Consider the following 22,609-nt stretch of genomic DNA (forward strand, 5'->3'; position numbering starts at 1 on the left):
GGGGCTCACGCCCGGAATTTACTATTTTCTTCGTACGCGGCAAGCCGCGGGGTATTTACCCGAACGTGAATAAAAAAACGCCCCGGGGTCCCGGGGCGTTATGATCTTTTAGTCTTCGTCTATTGTCAGCTTTTTATGATACCCGCTGGAAAGCTCGTTGAAGGGCATCCGCACGACAAGCTCCTGGCCTTCGTACTCGGCGCGAATGCCGCTGATGTCAACATAGTACGGTATCGTTTTGCTATATACTACTTGCGGCATTTGCACTACTTTTTCGCGTACCGTAATGGGTATGAGGTAAAATACCGACAGTGTATTATTGTGAACTTCTGCCTGCAGCACTTCCTTTTCCATACCGGGCACCCGTGCGCGAAGCTCGCGACCGTCTGCTTGTTGGTGGAAGACTACGCTTGGTTCGCTGATGCCTCCGTTTATGGTGTTCAGAACATCAACCGACGTTAACAGGTCCTGGAAATTGTTCTTTTTCATAATTCATTTCTCCTTCTTGCAACGGATAGGGTCAATCGGTGTACCAACACATTTTTTAAGACATACGGGCAGCCGGCCGGAATGCGTGCCAGAAGCGAATACGCCGTAAATGTGCGGGAAAAGGCGATCAGAAAACAAGTTCCCGGAAGAGCAAAAAAAAAGCCTGCCTTTTAGGCAGGCCATTTTGGCGTTTAACCGGAATGGTCTAGGGCCAGGTATAGGTGGCTACCGCTCCCGGCGACAGCGCCGTGGCAGCTACTTTATCATTGTAGCGAATGCCAAATCGTTTGGCTTCGTTGCTGTCGTTGACCACAATCAGTACTTTTTCGCCCGAGGCATTTAGAAACGCGACATTGTACAAGTCTCCCGTTATGGTCGACGCTATACGCACCGCACCCGGTCGTACAAACTTCGAGGCATGCGCGATAATGTAGTACGACACGTTGCGTGTGACGGCGTCGTTATCGATCGTCAATGCCCCCTGACACATGGTACATCCGCCGTCGTCGGTGTGAGGCTTGAACTCGGGGTCGGCAGCCAGGTTCCACTCCAGCACGTTGCGACTCCAATTGCGCGTAGCCCCGATGATGAGGTGACGGGTATGCCAACGCAGGTCGTCACCGAATGCACTTTGAGGTGAGGTCCACTGCTCGGTGAAATAAACATGTTTGTCGGGATGTGCCTGGTGCACTTCCGATAATGCTTCGATCTCGCCCAGGTAAAGATGGAAGGCCGAACCGTCGATGTATTTCCTGGCCTCTGCATCGTTCAACACTTCGATAGGATAGTTGGGATGATCACAATTGTGATCGAAGACCACGATCTTCGTTTTTATACCAGCCTTTTCAAATGCGGGTCCCAGATTGTTTTTTACGAACGCCGCTTGCTCGGCTGACGTCATCAGCATGCTGGGGGTATTCTTGGGGTTCTCGGGTTCATTCTGCAGCGTGATGGCGTCTATGATTACCCCTTCCGCAGCCATGTCTTGTATATAACGCACAAAGTAGTTTGCATAGGTTTCGTAAAACTCGGTCTTCAGGCTTCCCCCTTTCGGGTGACCGTTGGTCTTCATCCAAGCGGGCGCCGACCATGGGCTGCCCATGATCTTTATGTCAGGATTAATTGCCAGTATTTGTTTGAGCGCCGGTATGAGGTATTTCCTGTCTTCCTCCAGCGTAAAGCCTTTTAGCTCGGGGTCAGTTTTACCGGTGGGCAGATCGTTGTATGAGAAGACGTGGTCGTCCAGGTCGGAGGCACCCATGCTTACCCGCAGGTAGCTTATCCCAATGTTCGTGCCGTCCCACTGAAATAACTCTTTGAGCAGTGCTTCTCGTTTGGCCGGCGTCAGTCGCTGAATGTGGTAGGCACTTCCACCGGTCAGGGCGTAACCGAACCCGTCGATCGTCTGATACCGTTGGGTCGAGTCCACCTCGATTACAGGCAAGTCGCTGGGCTCCGTGCTAAATGCCAGTGGTTGCTGGTCCTTCGCCAGCAGGGATGACCTGTCGCCGGTGGTTAAGTACGAATGGAGGGACGACGCCTCAACTTCTGTTTCGGATGTTGTCTGTTTTTCCTGGTCGTTCCGTTGGCATCCTTGCCATAGAATACTTGTCAGCACCAGTGCTATGCCCAGGGCATTCGTTTTTACGTTTGAATTTATTCTCATCTTTATATGTCAGAAGAACCCTGGTTGTACAGGGCTCTTCCTTTCTTTTAGAAGTATCCGTTGTTTTGTGTCAGCTTTTCGTTCTTATCGCGTTCGTTTTGCGGTATGGGCCAGAACAGTCGGTCTTCCGTTAACGTGTAGCCCAGGCTGTTGCCGTTTCCGTCGCGGAAGGCATTCATTACTTCAAGCGCTCGTCCGGTGCGTTTCAGATCGTACCAACGCTGCCCTTCAAAGACAAGCTCTAAGCGACGTTCCTTTTCGATGGCCAGGAGCATATCGGCTTCCGTCGTCGGCGTGATCGGGTCAAGGTCTACGCGGGCACGGATCTCATTTACCAGATCGGCGGCGGCTTCGAGTTGGCCGTCATGGGTCAACGCTTCGGCCTTCAGCAGCATGATGTCCGCCAGGCGAAACAAAATATAGTTTTGCGTGCCGCTGGTGTTCCTGTATTTATAGGCATAGGGGAAGTTCGTCAGTGGCCAATAACGGTCCGACCATTTCCCGGTAACATCTGCAAAGCGGATGGATGCATCTCTGCGAATCTCATCACCCTCCGCATCAAACGCTGCCACGAGATCGTTGGTGGGTGTATTGAATTTTTTCCAGTCGATGCCGTAGAACATACCCGCGCCCCAGTTGCCTGTGCCGGCGTCCCAGCCGTCATAGGTTATTTCAAAGATTGCTTCCGATGAATTCTCATGCGTTCCGTCCCACAACTGATCGAACTCCGGCAACAGCTCGAATCCGGCCGCCAATACTGCATCGGCGTGTTCATGAACTTTATTCCAGTCGTGCGGTTCGATCGTAGCGTATACCTTTGCCAGCAGAAAATGGGCTGTGCTTTTGGTTACGATGTTCCGGTTAACAGAAGCTGCTCTTGCGTTGGCGACGGCCAGTTCCAGGTCTTGTATGATCTGCTGGTATACGTCGGCTTGCGGCGCGCGTGCTACGTATATTTTATCCAGATCATCAACGTCCCATTCTGTTATTTCATGTATCAGCAATGGCACGTCACCAAACTGACGCACTAGTTCGAAATACATGAATCCACGAATAAATGCGGCTTCACCCTTTATCTCGGCTCTTCTGGCCTCCATCAACGCCGCGTCGGTCACCTCATCGATGTGATCCAGTACCGTGTTCGTCTTGGCGATCGTGCCATACAGATAACGCCAGTCGCGAAGTACATTATTATTTACCGATTCGATAGCATATTCATCGATCTGAAAATTATTAGGGTTGTCGGCGCCAGCATAGGCGTTGTCCGACTGTGCGTCACCATTCACATAATAATCCAATTGAAAATATTCATTTCTAAAATCTCCATAACACCCCGCCAGAACGGCCTCTGCCTGATCTGCTGTTGTGAATCCGGTCGAACCTGGAGTATTCCCTAAATCATCGTTTGTTTGCCTGGAAAGCGGATCTCTTTCCAGGAAATCGTCGCATCTTTGCAGCAGCATGCCCGTTGTCAACAGCATGCTTATATAGCTATATCGCATTATTTTTTTCATGGCTCGTCTGTTTAGAATGTAACATTTAGTCCCAGGATGACCGTTCTCGATTGTGGATAAGTTCCATAGTCGATACCAAGTTCAGTCCCTCTGCCGGTAACGGTTGAATATGCATTCACTTCCGGGTCATAGCCAGAGTAGTTTGTCCAAGTCAACAGGTTCTGACCCGTGGCATAGACGGACAATTTAGTTATCCCCAATTTCTCAAACTGGCTCGTGTTTACGTTGTACGCAAGGGTCACGTTCTTTACACGAAGATAAGAACCATCCTCCACGAATCGTGTCGAATTCCGGATCGCTGCTACACCATAGCCTGCGCGCGGCATATCGGTATTGCGGTTATTTTCCGTCCAACGATTCAGCACCGCTGTCGATTGGTTCTTTGAATCATACATACCTTCCAGTTCCATGCGCGTTGCGTTGTAAATATCGTTTCCATAGGACCCCTGCAAGAAGATATTCAAATCGAAACGCTTATACGACAGATTATTGGTCAAGCCGAAGATAAATTTCGGCTGTGCATTGCCAATAACCGTGCGGTCGGCATCGTTTAACCCGTTACCGGTAAAATCGCGAAAAAGAGGATTTCCGTTGTCGGGATCTACGCCCTCGTAAACGTAGCCAAAGAATGTGCCCAGGGAGCTTCCTTCCGTCATCCGAACAAGGTATTGATCGCCGTTGCTATACATCGGCGCATAGTAATACACGTCATTGTAGTTCAGCTCCATAATCTTATTCCGGTTCATGGAGATATTAAAGTCCGTTGTCCATCGCAGATCGCTCTCTACGTTAATGGACGATATGGCAAATTCAAGACCTTTGTTCTCTACCTTACCCGAGTTTCGGCGAAGATAATCGAACCCTGTATAGTAGGGGAATCCCACGTCCAGCAACAAGCCGTCTGTCTTTTTGAGGTAGGCGTCAAACGTAAAGGTCAATCGCGAATTCAGCACAGAAAGATCGATGCCGATATTTGTCTGTGTTGTTTCCTCCCATTGGATACCCGTGCCGCCCAATGTCGACTCTTTCACAAACTCCGGTCCTTGCCCCAGGTCTGATCTGCGACGGAATCCCCATTGCGTATAGTAAGCGTAGTTATTGATGCCTTCCTGGTTTCCATTCTTACCCCAGCCCGCACGCAACTTCAGGTCGTTGATAAACGTGACACTTTGCATAAACGGCTCTGCCGAAATTCTCCAACCAGCGGATACCGAAGGGAATGTACCCCAGTGACGGCCAGGAGCAAACTTTGAGGATCCATCCCGGCGTACGGTAGCTGTAAACAGGTATTTACCATCATAGTCATAGTTCACACGTGCCAGCATCGATGCCAGCGCCCAATCGTTGGCTTCCGTGTAGGCATTCACAATTTGGTTCGCTGCGTTCAACGTTTGTACACCCGGTACACTCGGAAAGTCCTTTGCCTCGATAAACGTACGTTCCCATGTCGATTCCTGTGCCGTCATACCCGCCAACACGTTCACGTTGTGAACACCGAACGATTTTGTGTAGTTGAATGTATTCTCGCTCAACCATGCAAATGTTGTCGATTGATCCGTACGACCGATGCCGTGATTGGCTGGGTCTCTGCCGAATACGGTTCTAAATGGATCCAGGAAATAGTCATTGCGATGAATGGTATAGTCCACACCAAAGTTCGTTCGGAAGGAAAGCCCTTCGAGAATCTTCACTTCTGCATTGAGATTGCCAATCAGGCGATCATCGGTTGTGCCTTCATCGGCACCTTCCATAAATGCGACGGGGTTTTCCCATGAAGGTTGGAAGGGGTTCGGCGCAAATTGTCCGCTGCCGTCCGGATTGTAAATTGTCAGGAACGGCGGCGTTGTCAATGCACTTAAGATTACACCGCCGCGACCTCCGGCTTTGTTGTCTTCCGTGTTCTTATACTTGGAACGTACGAAGTTGAAATTCGTACCCATCTTGAGCCACTCCTTCACCTGGTTGTCGAGGTTCAGGCGCAACGTATAGCGGTTATATTCCGATGGATTTATGATGCCTTTGTTGTTGAGATAGCCACCCGACACATAGTATTGGCTTTTATCGGTACCGCCGGAATAAGACAACTGGTAGTTTTGAAATGAACCCGTTCCGTAGGTCTCATCCTGCCAATTTGTATTCTGCGTGAGCGCCGGATCCACTATCGTGTTGTTGATCTCGCTCATCAGCTCGCGATATTGTTCGGTGTTCAGCACGTCGAGCTTCCTGGTCACTTCGGTTACACCGACGTTTGCTAAGAACTGAAGCTGGGGTGTATTGGCTTTACCGCGCTTTGTTGTGACCAGTACCACACCGTTGGCTGCACGGGCACCATAGATCGCGGCAGACGAAGCGTCTTTCAATACGCTCATGCTTTCGATGTCATTGGCGTTGATACCTCGGATGTCAGTTGTAGGTACGCCGTCGACTACATACAGGGGCTCGTTGCCGGCTTGTACGGAAGTGGCACCGCGCACGCGAATGGAAATCTCGCCACCCGGCTTGCCGGATGTCTGTGTTACCTGCACACCGGCCGCTTTACCTTGCAGGGCTTCTGCCGCGGAAGTCAGGGGGCGATCTTTGATGGCGGTTTGGTCGACGATGGCCACCGCTGTGGTCAGATCCTTTTTCCGTTGGGTACCGTATCCTACCACCACGACCTGTTCGAGAGTGGTCAGGTCTTCTTCCATTTTCACATCGATGACCGAGCGGTTATCTATGGGAATCTCTAAAATCTGGTAGCCGATGAACGAAAAGACCAGCGTTCCTTCGATCGCTTCCAGTTTGTAGTTGCCGTCGCCATCGGTGATGGTACCGGTGGTCGTACCTTTTAGCACGACGTTTACGCCGGGCAGCGACTGGCCATCCGGTGAAGTAACTTTCCCGGAGACGCTGCTGTTTTGGGCCCACAGGGCGGCCGACAACAGCATGCTCCACAGTAGGAGTAAACCTCTTTTCATATTGTTTTAGTTTGGTTGAGTTGTTGAACCAAATTTAGAGGAGTGTTTTCTAATCGCGATACAACTTACTGATCGGTAGATAGTTACAAAAAATGATACGCTTCAGTCGCAAGTAAAAAATGCCCTTTCTGAGACAGTTTGAGGGATTGCGATCAGAAGCTGAAAGCGGTACTGATACGCCAGGAAAACTGCAAACGTTTACGGCAGCAGTGATGGTAAAAAAAAGAATATCAATCGATTACGATTTCGAACGCAGTGTTCGGATTTATTTTTCAAAATCGCTAAGTGTCTATTAGTCAGAGCACTAAAATCATTTCTCTTCCTCTACTAAAATGGAATTCCAGCCTTCCCGCAGGTGCAGGGCGCCATGGCGGCGTCTTTCCTTCATCGTTTTCTTGATGCGCGAACTATAGGTCCAGCAGGTGCTCTGGCGGATGCCGAGGATCTCGGAAAGTTTGTGAGAAGATATGTTTCCCTGGGAACTGTAAACCAGGAAGATCATGTAAAACGCTTTGTTGATAGGCAATCGGGTGTTCTGCAGCACGGTGTAGGCCGTCACCGACTCGTCGTACCCGCATTTGGAGCAGCGCCGGCTGTAGGGGCTTTTCCCGGCACTGTACTGTGCGTGACCACATTTACGACAGGCATAATCGTTGTGCCATTTTATGTCGGCCAGGAACTTCAGGCAGCTATCATCGTCCGGATACATCGCGCTGAATTCTTCGAAGTCTACTTCTTTGGATAGTATGCGGGCTTCTTTGACCTCGGCTACGTCGTGCTTGAGCTGGTCGTTGTCGCGGGCGAGCAGGATGTTCATGGCGGCGATCTCTTCTGCCTGCCGGGCCAGCCGGACGTTGGCTTCCTCCAACCGGTGATTCTGCTCTTCGATGAGCTCTGTCTTTTGTACGATCTGGGCCGTTTTCATCCGCACCTGCTCCTCCAGCTCCTGGTTCAGGCCGTCTTTGAGGCGTTGGTTTTCGTGCAGCTGTTCGATGGTCTTCTCCTGGGCTTCGGCTTTTTCGATGCGGAGCATGCGAATCTTATCACTGATCGCGAATGACAGGAAAAGCATTTCGAGGATAAAGCAAAAGCCCAGGCTATAATGTGACAGTTGCCCAAAGGGCATCCACTCGAAGTCAAAATACAACGACACTTTGCTTACCACACCGAATAGCAGGATGCTATAGCCTATGACCAAAAACCGGGCGGCGGAATAACCTTTGGCCCACCGGTGCACACCGGCGTAGAACGCCACTGCAAATGGTACGATCTCAATGAACCGGACGGCAAACCAGTCATGCACGATGAACAGACTTACCAGGAGGAATATGGTCCTGAATGCAAAGGCTCCCAGGATAAGCTTAAATAATGGCGGCACCTCTTTTCGGAGGTTGAGCACAGACGCTGCAAAGAAAAGCGCAAAGGTCGAGGCAAGGTATAGGGCTATGCCGGGTGCATATTGGTTCCAGGTTATTGCCCGCGGCCATAAATATTGAAACGCTATGCCGTCGGCGCTCATTTCGTATACACCGATGCCCACCAGGTAGAGCATGTATAACAGGTAGTGGCTTTCGCGCACAGCGGCATACATCAGCAGGTTATAAAAAGAGAATACCAGGATCATGCCGTAGAATATGCCAAAGAAGAAATATTCATCCGTAGCATACTCAAACAGGTAGTCTGCCGAGCGGAGTACCACGATCGCTTCGGCTTGCTGGGCCGAGCGAAGGCGGAAGTAATACGTTACCTCTTCGGCTTTGTCGTTGGCGATGGGGATGACAAAGTTTTTGTGCTTTAGCGGCCTGGCGGAGAATTCCTGGTGGTCACCGTACCTATTGCGTATGTATCCACGCGAGGTCGGTGTGTAAAAATCAATACTGTCTATGGTCTGATCAAAGAATTCAATCACCCAGCGCGTTTGCTGTGTCGGCGCGAGCTTTATTTTCACCCGGTGCCAGTATGCGGCATTTCGGTGTTTGTTTTCCGGGTTAAAGGTTACACTGGGGTTAAAGCGGCTATTCCAGGCCGGGCTGCTCACATCGTCTATGGTAAGCTTGCCTGAAAGATCTTCGAGATATTGAATTTCCTGAAAGGAGAATATGTGTTGCCCCGCTACATTTTCCAGCGCGACGGCGGGTTGAGCCTGGCCAACGTAGCATAGACTCCAACAAGTGGCAAGGGCAATTAGCTTCTTCTTCATGTCTCCCCCGGGGCTTTTCCAAATACAATGTTAAAGCACCCCGGCAAGGGAAACAACTATTGTCGACAAATGGGTTCCGCTACTGGCCGTATGTCAGATATCTGACCGTTTTAGCTTGCGGTAGCTGATATAATTAAAGACGAGTGTCCACGCGAGTACGATCGCTACTGCGCCGGGGCTGATGTAGTCACGGATCTCCGAGAACGCATACCGGGGGAACGGAAATGTGATTAGGTTCCGGATCGATTCCATCGGGAAAAACGGGATCAGACCGGGTAGATAGTCGTCAACGTTTGACGTGATGATAAACTCGATCAATTGCGACAGCAGCAGCAGAATGATGGTGAGACCCGAGCGTTGTATCAGGATGCCGAGCATCAGCGCGTATGACAGGAAGAAAAATACTTCCAGAAAATAGGCCGGGAGGAACTCCAGGTCGGTCACCATTCTGCCCCACTCCAGCGAGGGACTATAGATCATACCTGTCACGAGGCCTATCACGAAGATCATCGTTGCACTCATGAGACTCAGCAACACGTTTGTCAGGATCTTGGATAACAGGAACTCACCCCGGCTCAGGCCGTCAATAATATTCTGCCGCAAGGTGCGATAGGTGTATTCATTGGTGATCGAGATCACCACCATGACGGCCAGGATCACCTTCAGCAGGCCGGCGCACCAGATCAGGTTGAGCCATACGTCGGGAAAGTGATAGAGCGGAATCCGGTTGATGTTTATTTCCTGTCCGAAGCCATCGATGAAGCTGGCGAGCCATTTAAGAAATTCCATGCCGCTGGCGGCACCGAAGCCCAGCGTTAGAAAATATAAACCACATACTACCCAGAAGGTGCGGTAGCTGGACATTTTCTTAAGGTCTATGCGTAACAGGTGAAGCATGCGCGGCGGCGTTGTGTTTATGATTCGGCGAGTATTTCCAAGAACTGTTGTTCCAGGCTTTTCTGGCGGGTGACCAGGTGTGAGGCGACGATATCTTTCTCAAAGAGAAAGCGATTGAGGTCGGCTGCTTTGTACTGCTCACGCAGCTGCACCTGAAAACTGCCGTTTTCACGATTGACAGAGGATGTACCCGGGAAGGCCAGCAGCACGTGTGACAAGTCGGGAGCGTTGGCTTTTACTTCTACGGTCTCCGTGCCCTTGCCGACGTCATGTACGGGCCCATGGTGTATCAATGTGCCTTTCTTCAAAATAGCAAAGTGTGTACATACACGTTGTACTTCGTCGAGTAAGTGGCTGGCCAGGATGATCGTCTTTCCTCCTGCTGCAATCCGAATGATCAGCTCACGAATGCCTGCAATGCCCATGGGGTCCAAACCGTTGGTGGGCTCATCGAGGATCAGCACGTCTGGATCGTTCAACAGCGCCGAGGCAATCGCGAGGCGTTGCTTCATGCCCAGCGAGTACGTTTTGTAGGCATCGTGTTGGCGTTCCGTTAGCTCTACCAATGCCAGTACGTTGTCAATGTTTGCGACCGGGCACTGTTTGATCATGGCATTGAGCTCGAGATTTTTCCGGCCGCTGAGGTATGGATAGAAGATCGGATGTTCCAGCACAGCGCCGATCCGTCTGCGCATGTGGTCGGTCGGTGGCTGGCCAAACCAGGAGAAACTGCCGGCCGTGGGGTTTACTACGCCCATGAGCATCCCCAAGGTCGTTGTTTTGCCGCTGCCATTGGGCCCCAGCATTCCGAATACCTGCCCGGCTTTTACTTGCAAGCTTATGTTGTTGACGGCTTGTATGCGGCCGAAGTTCTTGCCGAGGTTATTTATCGCCAGTACGGTTTCCACCAGTTGAATCGGTTAGTGCTTTTATCTGTAGGTGTCTATAATACGGCTGGCAATACATCACTGGCCATCTTTATTTGTAAAATTTTTGATCTTCTCGCCGATCTCACTGTTTTCATTTACCGTACGGTAAAGGCTACTGATCTTGTCCATGGCGATCCGTCCGAGGATATCGAGTACAAACAGGTTCTCTGCATCGTTGACCAATACGAGCATGCCTTTTGTTACACCGTTCTTTTCTTTTACGAACACATCAAAGTTTTTCCCCTGGTAACGGCTGGACATCATTTCTTCGAATTGCTCGGTTTTATAGTCTGCCACCAGCTTTTGATAATCATTTATCGAAAAACCGTTTGCCTTTTTGATCATCAGGAACCGCATCTTTTCTATATCTTCGATCAGGGCATCGAAGTCCTTGTCGTTCGTCTGGTTAAGCATGCGGAGTGTATTGTTATAGAAAAACAAGGTCAGGGCGTCGCTATGTTTCTTATACAGCGCTTCGGTCACCGGGCTTTGGGCATTGGCCCAGCCTACAGCTGCCAGCAGCAGGAGTGTTATGATGTATCGCATAAGAGGTTGTTGATTGTATAGACAGTTGTTGTGGGAGCAGATACGCCCGTCTGGAGACTAGCGGACGTCACGGTGGACACAAGTCTTCGGCGATGAAGCAAAGACTTGTGCCAACCCGAGCAATTATTCCTGTTTCTTGCCGTCTTTCATGTTCTCGAGCTTTTCGAGCCCGCTCACATTCATCTTACGGCCGATGCGTGATACCTGTTTCAGGTCGATCTCGCCAAAGAGGCTCATAACCATAAAATCTTTCGTGCCACCCATGATCATCACCAGCTCCGAAATCTTGCCGCCGCTTTCTTTAATATAGAATTTCATGTCTTTGTCCTTGTCACGCACGGACATGAGCTCTTCAAACTCTTTGGTAGGAATGAGCGCAAAAGCTTCCTTGTATAGCGAGCGGGCGTCGGATGTATTTTCCTTGCCGAGGATTCGTAGCCCCTTGAGCTTGCTGATGGCGTTCAGCACTTCCTGATCTTCTTTGTTTTCCACTTCCATGTTGGTGAAGAGGCTAAACATTTTGCTGCTGATCGTCACTTGTGTGAATGATTCGTCTCCCTGATACTTATTGAAGAACTTGGAGATAACGTCTTGTGCAAAGACGCCGTGTGCTGCCATCATTACTATGATTACTATATATATCTTTTTCATGGTGTTTCCGTTTACTGTTCGTTCCTGTCTGTTACTCTTTTCAGAGCTTTTGTTCCTGTGTTGTTTTCTCTTTTCTAATTTCTTCCTGTGCCTCGTTAAACATGTTGATCTTCCGGGCTTGCTTTTCGGCTTTTCCAAAGCTTTGGGAAATGAGCAGCAGGGCCTTTTTTGTTTCTTCAAATGCCAGCTTGGGGTCGCTGTAGGTATCTACCACTTCTGGGTCTGTAGATTCCTGCATTTCTTTGTGTACGAACCATGTGGCCAGGCACAGCACCGAGACGCCCGCTGCTATCCGCAGGGTATTATAGACCAGCTTTCGCACGCGCCCTGTCCTGGCCGCGGGCAGATGGCTTACGACGGTGGCGTTAAACGAAGCGTCGTCGAGTGATTTTTTTTTGGTCTCGTCGAAGTAACGGAACATGGCGGCGGTTTCTTTCCACGGTTCTGGGGCCTCGTGGATGCGGAACCATTCGCGTAGTTGCTGCTCTTCTTCTTGCGAGGTCTCGGCCTCCCAATATTTCTTCAGCAGGGCTTCGATCTTATTAGAGTCCATAGGCGTTCATCTTGGTGAGTTTTTCGCGCACTGTGTTCCGTGCTCTGAACAGGTTTACTTTTACCTGATTCATATCCAGTTCCAGTATTTCGCAGATCTCGTTGTAGCTGTATCCTTCTACATCCCGAAGGTGTATGATCTGCCGTTGTTTTTCGGGCAGGGCTTCGATGATTTGACCGATACGGTGCATACTTTCGCGGATCTCCGTTGTTTCGTGCGGTGTCAACGCTTCCTGACGAACGTCGAAGGTCTCTTCCATCGGCCGGGTTTGCCGGCGGCTGTTGGAGCGGATGCGATCCAGCGAGAGATTGCGGGTGATGCGCATACACCAGGCCTCCCAGTTCTGTATCTCGTTCATCTGCTCGCGACCGTTCCAAACCCGAATGAATACCTCCTGGACCACGTCTTTCGCATCTTCTTCGCTCCCCAGAAAGCGTAGGGCGAAGCGAAAGAGCTTGTTTTTGGCAGGCAGCACCCGGTTTTGAAAGGATTCGAGGTTCATGTACTGAATTTCAAAGGCAAGACGCCCGCGCTTCAGGTTTGTTACACATTATTTCTTCTTTTTCGCTTTTACTTCGCGAATCAGCTTAAGATCAACGTTTTGCGGTGAAATAGCGGCGTAGTTGCCTTTGCCCGACGCAGCCAGCTTTTCGAGGCTCTGCGAGGCCCCCATTCCTTTGCCAAAGTTAAAGATGGACAGGAAGATATCTTCCCGCGAAAATTTATCGATCAGTCCTGATACGTCGCTGTCCACCGAAAACTCGCCGTCGGTCGCCAGCAGGATACGGTTGTTCCCGCCGCGTATATAGTGCTGGTCAGCCAGTTTATAGGCCAGCCTCAGGCCTGCGTTACCATCGGTTTTTCCGGATGATTGCAGATCGTCGATTGCCCGGCGTATTTTTTCCTCTTCTTTAAAGGAAGCTGCGGTCAATAGTGTTTTCGGTTTGCCTGAAAAGGCGATGATCGTCACCTGGTCTTCCGTGCGCATCATCGACAGCAGGTCGAGCACTGATTTCTTCAATAGTGGCAATTTGCCGGGTTGGTTCATCGACCCCGATACATCGAGCAGCAGCACCAGGTGGTTAGTTGCGTAGCCTTCCATGGATCGAACGTCTTCCCCGGCGTCTGACAGATAGACGGTGTCACGACGCTCGATGTAAATGGTATCATGCTGTACGGTGTGGGTGTTCTGCCCAACCCCGGGCGTGACCCCAGGGGGATTTTGTTCCGATGTTTTAGCGGGTGGGTCGCTCGCCGGCACCTTTGTCGCTGCCTGGCGCGCGGGGCGCTTCTCCGGCAACGGCTGGCCTGCGTATCGCGGCAAAAATAACTGGGGTTGTTTGACCTTCTTGAGCAGCAGGACCTCGTGCGACAGCGCACAGAATTTATTGTAGTCATCCACTACATCGTTGTAGTGGTATACCATGTAATAATACGGGTGTTCCCGGCGGGCATCGACGGCAGGTGAAAGCTTGCGCAACTCTTCGCTCAACTTGCGCGACGATTCGGGCAGGTCTTCGTATGGAGTATACGGGCAGTTGCCGTTACTACGGCCGATCTTTTCAATCCCCTTCATATTCTCATACTCCCGGGCAATTACGTTGCGGAGGCTTGCGTCAATGGCGGTTGTCGAAATGGTGACGGGGGTTTCATTGTCATAGTGCTGTTTTGCCTGGAACAAGGCATCGCGGTCGAGGTCCGCCAGGTCTTCGAGGGCTTTTCCGGCGATATACCATGACGCCGCCTTGTTTGTCGCCGGCCAGGCATTAAAGGTTTGGCGCACATCGGTGTAAAGCTTTTCCTTTTTTTCGTCCCACACCTTCATGAGCTCTTTCTCACGGTCCAACATTTCCGTCATTCTTGCCAGGCGATCTTTTTCATATCGTTTTTCCTGTACTTCGATCTGGAGTGCCGCCGCCAGGGCATCCATTTCCTGCAGGATGGTGAGTATCTGTGTGGCTTCGGCGTTTAACGTTGCCGCTACTGCGGGCGGCAGGGATTTGCTTGCCGTGATGGCCTGCTGGTGTGCGGAGAGCGGGACGGTGAAGTCGGAATAATTAAAGTTCATGGCCCCGTGCCGTTCGAAAGATTCCAATTTCCGGTAATAGTCGGCACTGCTGCTGAGGTTTGTCAATACCATTTGCATGTACCGTGTCTGGTGCCAGGTTTCATTTATGTAATCGATGTAGCGGTCCAAGGATGTGTATACGGACCTCGACATCGGCGTGGTGGACGGGGTGATGACGAGCGGCGGCACGGGAGCCTCCTGAAAAGGTTTGAGCACGACGGCCGGCGGTATTGCTCTGGTCCGGATGTCATAGAGGGGGAAGTAGGCAAATGCTTTCAGACCACGATACCCGTCGGCGGCGACGTAATCCAGCAGGCTGTTGTATCCCGAGACCAGTGTGCCGTTATAATAGTTGATCAGGTCTGCGTATACCTTGTTGCTATGAGCATCGGATTTTTGCGCATCAAAGTTATATTCATCCCAACCCCGTCGTTTTACATCGAGGATCGTGTTCCAGCTTTCTATCAGGTTGGACCAGGAAAACGACGCCGGGTATTTTAACCCGGTGGTGGTCTTTTTCAGGTCTTCGACCAGCGTCATCGTTGTTAAGACGCTCTGCTGTAGTGGCTGAACCGGCCAGCCGGTGTGCGTTTCCTGTTGCAGGTTAAATGTCCAGGCGTCGAGCAGCGCCCGCTCTTGCGCAAGGGCTGCCCGTAGTTTATCGTCGGCCTGTCGGTATGGGCCTGTGGCGGGTACCAACTTTTTATACGCGACTTCCAACGCGGCCTGCAACGCGGCTTGTTTTTCTTTATAGTCCCTCAGCAAGCCCTGCACGGTTGTTACGACGTCGCGGGCTTTGGCATAGTTGTCTTGCTTATAGTCTTCGAGCTTGTGGTAGGTATCGAGGGCCTTGCATTGGGCATCGATCTTTTCGGCCGCGCCGCGCAGGTCGTTCAGCCGGGCATTCAGGGGGGCGGCCTGGCTGCCGAGGGTGGCGCTGAGTGTCAGGGCGTTTTTGAGGTAGTAGTCTTCCAGTTGCACGGGGCAGGTGTACCGCGGCGCGGACCAACCTGTAGGCTTCGCGAGCGATGGGTAATAACCGATAAGACTTTGGACCACCCGGGTAACTTCACCCGCCGAGTGGTTGGCATATTCCACGTAGCTGTTGAGCGCTTTTTGCTGGGCGGGTGTAATGGCGGTTGCCAGACCCGGAACACATATTAAAAGGAGGGTTTTTATGAGGGGACGCATGGCCCGAACTTACCAAATAAGACAAATAATGTAAAGCCGGTTGTTTCTCTCCAGTCAAGTAACGTTCTTACGCTGGCTATGTTCGCGCTTACTCCCAAACTCGCCTTATTGATCGTTCTGTATTCCATCACGTTGTTTACGGTCGTACGCATTATTATGGATTCGCGGAATCCTTCGAAGGCGTTGGGCTACCTGGTGCTGGCCATTACTGTACCGGTCGTTGGAGCGATCGTTTATTTTTCGTTTGGGGTCAATTATCGCAAAAAGCGGATCTATAATAAGAAGCTGATTGCCAATGACCGGTTATTGCAGCGCATCCGGGAGCGGATCATTACCACTACGCACCAGATCCTGGAAAGCAACCGGCATAAGCTCGACGGCCAGCGGGATATGGTCAACTTACTGCTAAACGATTCGTTCGAGCCATTGTCATCCAACAAGGTCAAATTATTGATCAACGGCGAGTCCAAGTTTCCGGAAGTACTTGCCGAGCTCGAACTGGCTACGCAAACGATTCACCTCGAATATTATATTTATGAGGACGATGTTGTCGGCAATCAGCTAAAGGAGGTGCTGATCCGGAAAGCGCGCGCGGGTGTAAAGGTGCGGTTCGTCTATGACGACTTTGGCAGCAAGGGGTTGAAGCGGAAGTTTTTTCGCGACATGGATGCCGCGGGCGTCGAGTCGTTTCCGTTCTTTAAGGTGCACCTGCCGTTTATCGCCAGCCGGTTAAACTATCGCAATCACCGGAAGATCATCGTCATCGATGGCCATGTAGGTTTTGTGGGTGGTATCAATGTAGCCGATCACTATGTCAACGACCGCCCCGGGCAATCGTTATTCTGGCGCGACACCCATATTAAGATCTCGGGGCCGGCAGTCCAAAGCCTGCAGTATCACTTTCTGGCCGACTGGAATTTCTGCTCACAACAGGATCTGCACCCCGACACCACGATCTTCCCGGATTCCGCCAGAATGCCTAAGGGCGATTCGCTGGTACAAATTGTAGCGAGCGGGCCAGACTACCCGCGGGCGAGTATCATGCTGTGTTATTTTACAGCGATCGTCAATGCCCGGAAACGGGTATATATCACTTCACCCTATTTCATCCCCAACAACAGCATCAACGACGCGATCAAAAAAGCGGCGCTTAGCGGGAAGGACGTGCGCCTGCTTGTCCCACTGGAGGCGGACTTACGGTTTGTCAATGCCGCTTCGCGCTCATATTACGAAGAATTGCTGGAATGTGGTGTGAAGATCTACCGCTACAAAAAGGGGTTTGTGCACGCCAAGACTATAGTGGCGGACGATAACCTGGCTATCGTCGGTACGGCCAATATCGACTTCCGTAGCTTTGAATTTAACTTTGAGGTAGGTGCTGTAGTCTATGGGGAGCGGGTCTGCGCGGAGCTTACGGCCCAGTTCCTGGAAGATCAGGCCCAAAGCGAAGAGCTTTCGTTGGAGATGCTTACATCCCGCAGCTGGTTCCATCATGTTGTGGATAAAGCGGCCCGATTGTTTTCGCCCCTGTTGTGATCTGGCTTTATCCGGCACGGTCGGAACTGATCTGTTTATTTTGCTGTAAAGTCTTTATTTTAGAGAACAATTTGCCTGCAATGGAAACCCGGGGTACGATCGTTGCTTTTCTGGAATTCAACCACGCCATTGAAGCGAACCTTGCCAAGACCAAGTTGGACGCCTATGGCATTCCATGTTTTTTGACGGAGGAGAACCTGTCGAATTTGTATCCGGGGCAGCCTTTTGCGGCCTTCCGGGTTCGGCTGCATTTATTCGCAGAAGATGCGGAACGTGCCCGCCAGGTTCTGGACGGTGGAAATATGCAATTAAGCGAAGATTCCACACCGCGTTGTCCCGCTTGCCAGTCGATTTCGTTGGAACGTGACTTTCCCCAAAAGCTTCATGACACCTTTCTAACAGGTTTGCGGGTCTTATTCTTTGGTATATTCTCGCCTCAAGAAAAGATATACCGGTGCCGGGATTGTCACCATGAATTTACCGGGTGAGGCCTGGTATATATTTGTAAATCGAGAATCGAACAGTAATTTAGCAGTAACTAACTCTTTATATGTCAGCAAAAATTATCATCGGTGTAATGGGACCTGGCGAGAATGCCTCTCCCGAAGACAATGAAATGGCCTTTGAACTGGGGCGTGCTATTGCCAAAGAGGGATGGGCCGTGCTGACGGGCGGCCGCAGCTTTGGGGTGATGGATGCCGCCATGAAGGGTGCACGCGATGTCAACGGTCTCACCATTGGCGTATTGCCCGATGCCCATGATAAAAATGCTTCTGAAAATGCCCAGATCAAGATCGTTACCGGTATGGGTAGCGGGCGTAACATGATCAATGTTCTTTCCAGCAATATCATCGTTGTTCTGGGCATGGCTGCCGGCACTGCCTCAGAAGTGGCGCTTGCGATCAAGTCCAACAAAAAGGTAATTCTGTTGCACCAGGATGAGATTACGATACGGTTCTTTAAGAACATCGGTACCTATCGCGTTCTGATCGCTAAGGACGTGGACGAGACGATTACGCAGATCAAAGATTATCTCGCCGTTCACCAGCTGCGATAAAAAAAGGAGGAGGCTCCAAAGAGCCTCCCAGGATCCTTTCTTCCTAAACCCCAACAGTATTACTGTATATCGGTTTTAATGTGCATGTCCCCAGCTTTACAGAATTTGGAATTCTGTTTAGAACGGCACATTTTTAAGAGGAAAGTGATCTAATCACGTTGATATGGTAAAAAGCTGTGCCATGGTTTTTCCGGCGACGGTGCCGCAGGAAGGCAGCTGAGATACTGTCTACACATGGGCCGAAGGGCTCCGCCGCGGATTGCGACTTCGGCCGGTTGCCACGGGGATTTAGCCATGCCCTCTCCCCAGCCCTTTTAGTACTAGCTCATCACCGGGTTAGCACTGGGATAGATCTAGGCCAACTCTTGCGTAGCCATGCTTCCGCCCTTTTGATGCCAAAAAAGGGGCTTCCCCGGGGGAGCCCCTTGTGATCTTTTGCAGCTTTGCGTCAGCTTCCAGTATCAGTGGATTCCGAGAAAGGCTTACACAAAAGATCGTTATATAAACGGGTTTTATTCGTTAATGATGTGTGGAAGCGCGCCGGCGTGCGGATTCTTTCAGGTTGCTGATGCCTTGCTCGGCTTCCGAGGTCAGATTTTCTGCTTCACCTTCGGCTTGTTCCTTCATTTCCGCCAGGTACTTTCTGCCCTTGCCCATCCATTGTGTGATTTCGCCCAGCCAATCGTCTGTCGTATTCTTGATATTCTTACGCAGATCCGATCCTTTTTCAGGCGCGATCAACATACCCAGTACCACCCCGGCGGCGGCTGCGCCAAGAATGCCTACGATTACTTTTGATGTACTTGTCATGATGTTTCCGTATTTAAAGGTTAAACAATTATCTGGAAGCGGTAACATTTGACTCCAGCGCTTTCACTTTGTCGAGGTGCTCGCGCAGATGGGGCAGTGTTTGTTCTATCCAGATTTTAAGATCGGCATCCTGGGTCTTTTCCAGGCGGGCTTCAAACTCCTTAATGCTTTTTTCGTGTTTATCTACCAGCTCCTTGCTCCACTTCTTATTGAATTCCTGCACGTCCTTTTCTTCACGAAGTTTTTCGATCGTCTTTTGCTCAGCATCGTTCGCCTCGGTCGGAACGGTGATCACTTTTGCACTGGCAAACGACTGGAGCTCGCCGAGGATCTTATTGTGTCCGGCTTCCAACTCCTGGGCTATCTCTTTTACCTCCGGGTTATTCGATTTCTCCTTTGCCAGTATGGCCAGCGAAATCTCCGCGTAGTTCGATGCTACTGTCTCTGCTACGAACGCTGCATCTTTCTCGTCCTTGCGATCTTCAAATTTCTCTTCGTTCGCCTCCTCTGCTACTTCGTTGGTATTTTCAACCTTCTTTGGTCCGCAGCTGAACGCTACTACGCCGGCGATAAAGAGCGGGAATATTCTGGTGATACGTTTCATTGTCGTGTTTGTTTTATGATTACCGATTTATTTTCGATTAATGGGAGGATTTTTCCGCGCTTGCATACTCGTCACGATAACGCTTAATGCGGTCATGCGAAGATTTTAACGATGCGCGTTCCTTCTCGATCATTGCACGTATATCGGTCGGCCAGGTCACGTCGGTCGCCAACGCCGTTTTATAGGCTTCGAGGGCTTTGTCCTCCCCATACTCACACAGTTGTAATGATGCCAATACATCATTACCGGCGAACGTTGTTTTAACATCCATCCACACCCGATAAATGTCGCCGGCGGTTGTCGTATCGGTAGCGGGCTCGCCTCCTAATTGTACCACGGCCTGTGTCAGCTCTGTGCGATGTTTGCGGCTATCGTCTGCCATTTTGATAAAAATGCTTTTTATTTCTGCTTCGGAGAAGTCTCTGATTTCTTCCACTGCCTTTTCATATCCTTCAATGCGGTCGTAGTTAATACGAATAAGGTCATTGAGGACGGCAATCAGCTTTTCATTATTTGCTTTCATAACTTTAACAGTTTATGTGGTCTTTGTTCACGGAACCTTTGAAAAATTGATGCCAGAGCGCGTATTTGCAATACCGGTTTATATTAAACCAAACTTTTTTCTGTTGTGTGGGTGATGACATCCCCAGTATACGGTATATCGTCTACAGTATCGCTTGATGCCATGAAACCATTGACTGAAGCCTCTTTACACAAGCTGTAGCATTTTTTACACAGGCCGTTATCCGCTTTTGAGTGAAATCACTGCATGCGGTTTTGTGGCATGGAGTTTTCAAATACCTTCACAGTAGACAACAAACAATAAAATACTATGATACCGGATAGAGTATTGTATACCGATGGTCACGATGTTACGATCACGGATTCGACGTTTCAGGTAAAGAACACGTCGTATAGTTTAAAGGGCATTATTAAGCACGGGTTGCTTATTCTCAAGCCGCATCGTCTGCCCGGCATTTTGCTGCTGGTGATCGGGCTGCTGCTTTGTATAGCCGGTGTGCTGGCGCTTATTCCGGCCAGCAGCGTTCCGGACTCCTACATCAATGGTACGTACGTCAGCGCCAATACGATGGCGATCTGGATCGGCGGTGCTTTGGCATTGATCGGGCTGCTCATCACCGGCCTGATACGCGAACGTTATGCCGTTCGGATCGCCACTGCTGAAGGAGAAAAAAATGCGGTTGTCAGCACGCAGAAGGAGTATATTACCCAAATTGTCAATGCTCTGAATGAAGGGCTGCGTTTAACGAAGCCTGCTCCGAGCCGGCCTTTTATTACCGTAAAAGAATAACGGCGGGTTCAGACAATAAAAAAGGCCGTCCAACGAAAATCGTCGGACGGCCTTTTTTATTCTACTTGTTACGATTCCACCAGGCCATTGCGGCTTTTGCTTCGTTCTGTGGTCGTTTGCGAGCTTCGGGGTGTGGTGGTAAAAGAGCCTGTGCTCTCTCCTACTTCACTTTGTACACGAATCCGATTCTCGACGTTTCGGACACCCGAGACTCCTTCGGCTATATCTTCCGCACGACGTTTGTCGTGGCGGTCTGTTACTTTTCCGCTGAGTACAACTTCGCCGTTGGTCACGGATACTTCCACGTCGCTGGCGTCGATATACGGGTTATCACTCAGACGGTCGTTGACATCTTCTTTAATCCGGTCGTCGGAGCGGCTATAACCTCTCGGACCTTTACCCCGATGCTGGGCGGTGAAGCGACGGTCCATTTCGCGGCGACGTTCGGCATCTTCATTTCCAAACCAGGACGAAATTTCATCGCGTGTTTTATCCCACATGCCCCGGTCGCGATATTGATCGCTACCATAACTGCCCATGGTGCCGTAATTGCCGATGTTGCTGCCCTGGTCGTAGCGCTGTCCCCGATTATAATCGTAGGACCGGCCATACCCGGATCCGAAGTTGCTGTTTCCGTAGCCTCCCGAGCTGCCATAGTTGCTATAGTTACCGCGATCGTATTGGTGACCGTAGTTGCCATAGTTGCGGTTACCCCGGTCATATTGACCGTATCTTCCGTAGCTGCTATAGTCGTCGTCATCGTGGTATCCGCGGTTGCCGTAGCCACCTTCGTAGCTGCCGCCCTCGTACGACTGGCGATTGCCAAAGTAATCGGTGTTAAAGTCACGGTCATAATTTCTGGACGTATCGCCCGAATTGCCGTAACGTGACTGTCCATAGTTTGTATAGCCGGTGTTGCCATAGTCGCCCTGGCGGCTGCGCCCGTACCAGCTATTTTCGTTGTAGTCATTCCCCTGCTGCGCACCCCAGCTGGTACCGTGCTCATTTCCGTAGTCACGGTTTTCATTGCCGTAGTTACGATTGCTGTCTTCGCGGTTATAATTGTAAGGACGTTGGGATCTCTGACCCCGCTGGCCACGATTGTAGTTTGACATGAGATTTTTTTTAGTTGTGAAACATTTTTTATTGAACGTTCACAACGGGCGTCAAAACTATGCCTGTCGAAATAGCACGATGGAAGTACTCGTTGAGCAGTGCTTTACTCAAACGGTTGAACAACGATTCTACTATGGGACGTGACGGCTGTTATCCAAACATTTTATTGATCTCTTCGAGCACAAGTGGTTTTTCAAGGATGCGGAAAGAGGATGCCGAAGTTTTCGGTACGTGATATGCGCTGATCAGGTTTAGTTGTGACAACGGATAATTTACCAGGATGTATTCTGTCTTACCCCAGCCAAGTCCGTCGGGAAGATTATTGTCTAAAAAGATGAAGTCGGGTTTTTCCTGTTCGAGTAGTTTCATTCCTTCGGCCAGTGTCTGGGCATGGTATACCTCATAGTTCTTCTGTGAAAAGAAATTCTTCATCAGGATACCAAAATCCCTTTCATCGTCGATCAACAGTATCTTCCTGGTCTTCATACAACTATCCACTAAAAACTCTTACCA

Annotated in this window: 21 protein-coding genes; 4 read left to right on the forward strand and 17 right to left on the reverse strand. The window is 50.4% G+C overall.

Annotation, left to right across the window (positions count from 1 at the left end; all coding sequences use genetic code 11):
- Positions 1–108 precede the first annotated feature (108 nt).
- From KK078_RS12915 to KK078_RS12970, 12 genes are all read right to left on the reverse strand, one after another.
- Positions 109–489 (reverse strand): Hsp20/alpha crystallin family protein, encoded by a 381-nt coding sequence (locus KK078_RS12915; protein WP_254090695.1) that lies wholly within the window; start codon positions 487–489, stop codon positions 109–111.
- Between the two features lie 205 nt (positions 490–694).
- On the reverse strand, positions 695–2,155 hold the full coding sequence (locus tag KK078_RS12920) for a glycoside hydrolase family 30 protein (protein ID WP_254090696.1): 1,461 nt from the start codon (positions 2,153–2,155) through the stop codon (positions 695–697).
- 47 nt (positions 2,156–2,202) lie between these two features.
- Complete coding sequence (locus tag KK078_RS12925; protein ID WP_254090697.1) at positions 2,203–3,669, reverse strand: RagB/SusD family nutrient uptake outer membrane protein; 1,467 nt, start codon at positions 3,667–3,669, stop codon at positions 2,203–2,205.
- Between the two features lie 11 nt (positions 3,670–3,680).
- A complete protein-coding gene (locus KK078_RS12930) occupies positions 3,681–6,626 on the reverse strand; it encodes a SusC/RagA family TonB-linked outer membrane protein (RefSeq protein ID WP_254090698.1) in 2,946 nt (981 codons plus the stop codon).
- Positions 6,627–6,936: 310 nt separating this feature from the next.
- The gene (locus KK078_RS12935) at positions 6,937–8,826 is read right to left on the reverse strand and encodes a 7TM diverse intracellular signaling domain-containing protein (RefSeq protein ID WP_254090699.1); all 1,890 of its coding nucleotides are present in this window, start codon (positions 8,824–8,826) and stop codon (positions 6,937–6,939) included.
- Positions 8,827–8,919: 93 nt separating this feature from the next.
- Complete coding sequence (locus KK078_RS12940; RefSeq protein WP_254090700.1) at positions 8,920–9,723, reverse strand: ABC transporter permease subunit; 804 nt, start codon at positions 9,721–9,723, stop codon at positions 8,920–8,922.
- Between the two features lie 17 nt (positions 9,724–9,740).
- The gene (locus KK078_RS12945) at positions 9,741–10,631 is read right to left on the reverse strand and encodes an ABC transporter ATP-binding protein (protein WP_254090701.1); all 891 of its coding nucleotides are present in this window, start codon (positions 10,629–10,631) and stop codon (positions 9,741–9,743) included.
- 57 nt (positions 10,632–10,688) lie between these two features.
- Positions 10,689–11,198 (reverse strand): DUF4252 domain-containing protein, encoded by a 510-nt coding sequence (locus KK078_RS12950; protein ID WP_254090702.1) that lies wholly within the window; start codon positions 11,196–11,198, stop codon positions 10,689–10,691.
- A 123-nt stretch (positions 11,199–11,321) separates the two neighbouring features.
- Positions 11,322–11,849 carry a DUF4252 domain-containing protein gene (locus tag KK078_RS12955; RefSeq protein ID WP_254090703.1) on the reverse strand — a complete coding sequence of 176 codons (528 nt, stop codon included), beginning with the start codon at positions 11,847–11,849 and terminating at the stop codon, positions 11,322–11,324.
- Positions 11,850–11,889: 40 nt separating this feature from the next.
- A complete protein-coding gene (locus KK078_RS12960; protein ID WP_254090704.1) occupies positions 11,890–12,402 on the reverse strand; it encodes a hypothetical protein in 513 nt (170 codons plus the stop codon).
- Positions 12,392–12,904, reverse strand: coding sequence for an RNA polymerase sigma factor (locus tag KK078_RS12965; RefSeq protein ID WP_254090705.1), 513 nt, complete (start codon positions 12,902–12,904; stop codon positions 12,392–12,394). The genes KK078_RS12960 and KK078_RS12965 overlap by 11 nt, the downstream gene beginning before the upstream one ends.
- Before the next feature lie 48 nt (positions 12,905–12,952).
- Entirely contained in the window at positions 12,953–15,661 is a 2,709-nt protein-coding gene (locus tag KK078_RS12970) for a vWA domain-containing protein (protein ID WP_254090706.1), read from the reverse strand.
- Positions 15,662–15,739: 78 nt separating this feature from the next.
- Here KK078_RS12970 and cls point away from each other — a divergent pair, with 78 nt between their 5' ends.
- The 3 genes from cls (at position 15,740) to KK078_RS12985 (ending at position 18,254) form a co-directional block, all read left to right on the forward strand.
- Positions 15,740–17,197: a cardiolipin synthase gene (cls, locus tag KK078_RS12975; protein ID WP_254090707.1), complete on the forward strand. Its 1,458-nt coding sequence runs from the start codon at positions 15,740–15,742 to the stop codon at positions 17,195–17,197.
- A complete protein-coding gene (locus KK078_RS12980; RefSeq protein ID WP_254090708.1) occupies positions 17,194–17,685 on the forward strand; it encodes a putative signal transducing protein in 492 nt (163 codons plus the stop codon). Before cls ends, KK078_RS12980 begins: the two co-directional genes overlap by 4 nt.
- A 62-nt stretch (positions 17,686–17,747) precedes the next feature.
- A complete protein-coding gene (locus KK078_RS12985) occupies positions 17,748–18,254 on the forward strand; it encodes an SLOG cluster 4 domain-containing protein (RefSeq protein ID WP_254090709.1) in 507 nt (168 codons plus the stop codon).
- Between the two features lie 519 nt (positions 18,255–18,773).
- Here the strand turns inward: KK078_RS12985 and KK078_RS12990 are convergent.
- Genes KK078_RS12990 through KK078_RS13000 form a run of 3 tightly spaced genes read right to left on the reverse strand, consistent with a single transcriptional unit; the run spans position 18,774 to position 20,191 of the window.
- Positions 18,774–19,064: a YtxH domain-containing protein gene (locus tag KK078_RS12990; protein ID WP_254090710.1), complete on the reverse strand. Its 291-nt coding sequence runs from the start codon at positions 19,062–19,064 to the stop codon at positions 18,774–18,776.
- Positions 19,065–19,092: 28 nt separating this feature from the next.
- On the reverse strand, positions 19,093–19,668 hold the full coding sequence (locus KK078_RS12995) for a DUF4142 domain-containing protein (RefSeq protein ID WP_254090711.1): 576 nt from the start codon (positions 19,666–19,668) through the stop codon (positions 19,093–19,095).
- A 37-nt stretch (positions 19,669–19,705) separates the two neighbouring features.
- Complete coding sequence (locus KK078_RS13000; protein WP_254090712.1) at positions 19,706–20,191, reverse strand: PA2169 family four-helix-bundle protein; 486 nt, start codon at positions 20,189–20,191, stop codon at positions 19,706–19,708.
- A 309-nt stretch (positions 20,192–20,500) separates the two neighbouring features.
- On the opposite strand from KK078_RS13000, the gene KK078_RS13005 reads away from it, so the two are divergent.
- Positions 20,501–20,980: a DUF6232 family protein gene (locus KK078_RS13005; protein WP_254090713.1), complete on the forward strand. Its 480-nt coding sequence runs from the start codon at positions 20,501–20,503 to the stop codon at positions 20,978–20,980.
- A gap of 68 nt (positions 20,981–21,048) precedes the next feature.
- Here the strand turns inward: KK078_RS13005 and KK078_RS13010 are convergent, their stop codons facing one another.
- Together KK078_RS13010 and KK078_RS13015 are read right to left on the reverse strand one after the other, a co-directional pair.
- Entirely contained in the window at positions 21,049–22,095 is a 1,047-nt protein-coding gene (locus KK078_RS13010; protein ID WP_254090714.1) for a BON domain-containing protein, read from the reverse strand.
- Positions 22,096–22,246: 151 nt separating this feature from the next.
- A complete protein-coding gene (locus tag KK078_RS13015; protein WP_254090715.1) occupies positions 22,247–22,582 on the reverse strand; it encodes a response regulator in 336 nt (111 codons plus the stop codon).
- Positions 22,583–22,609: the final 27 nt, after the last annotated feature.

The organism is Dawidia soli (assembly GCF_018598185.1).
In the GTDB taxonomy this organism is placed as follows: Bacteria; Bacteroidota; Bacteroidia; order Cytophagales; family Cyclobacteriaceae; genus Ohtaekwangia; species Ohtaekwangia soli.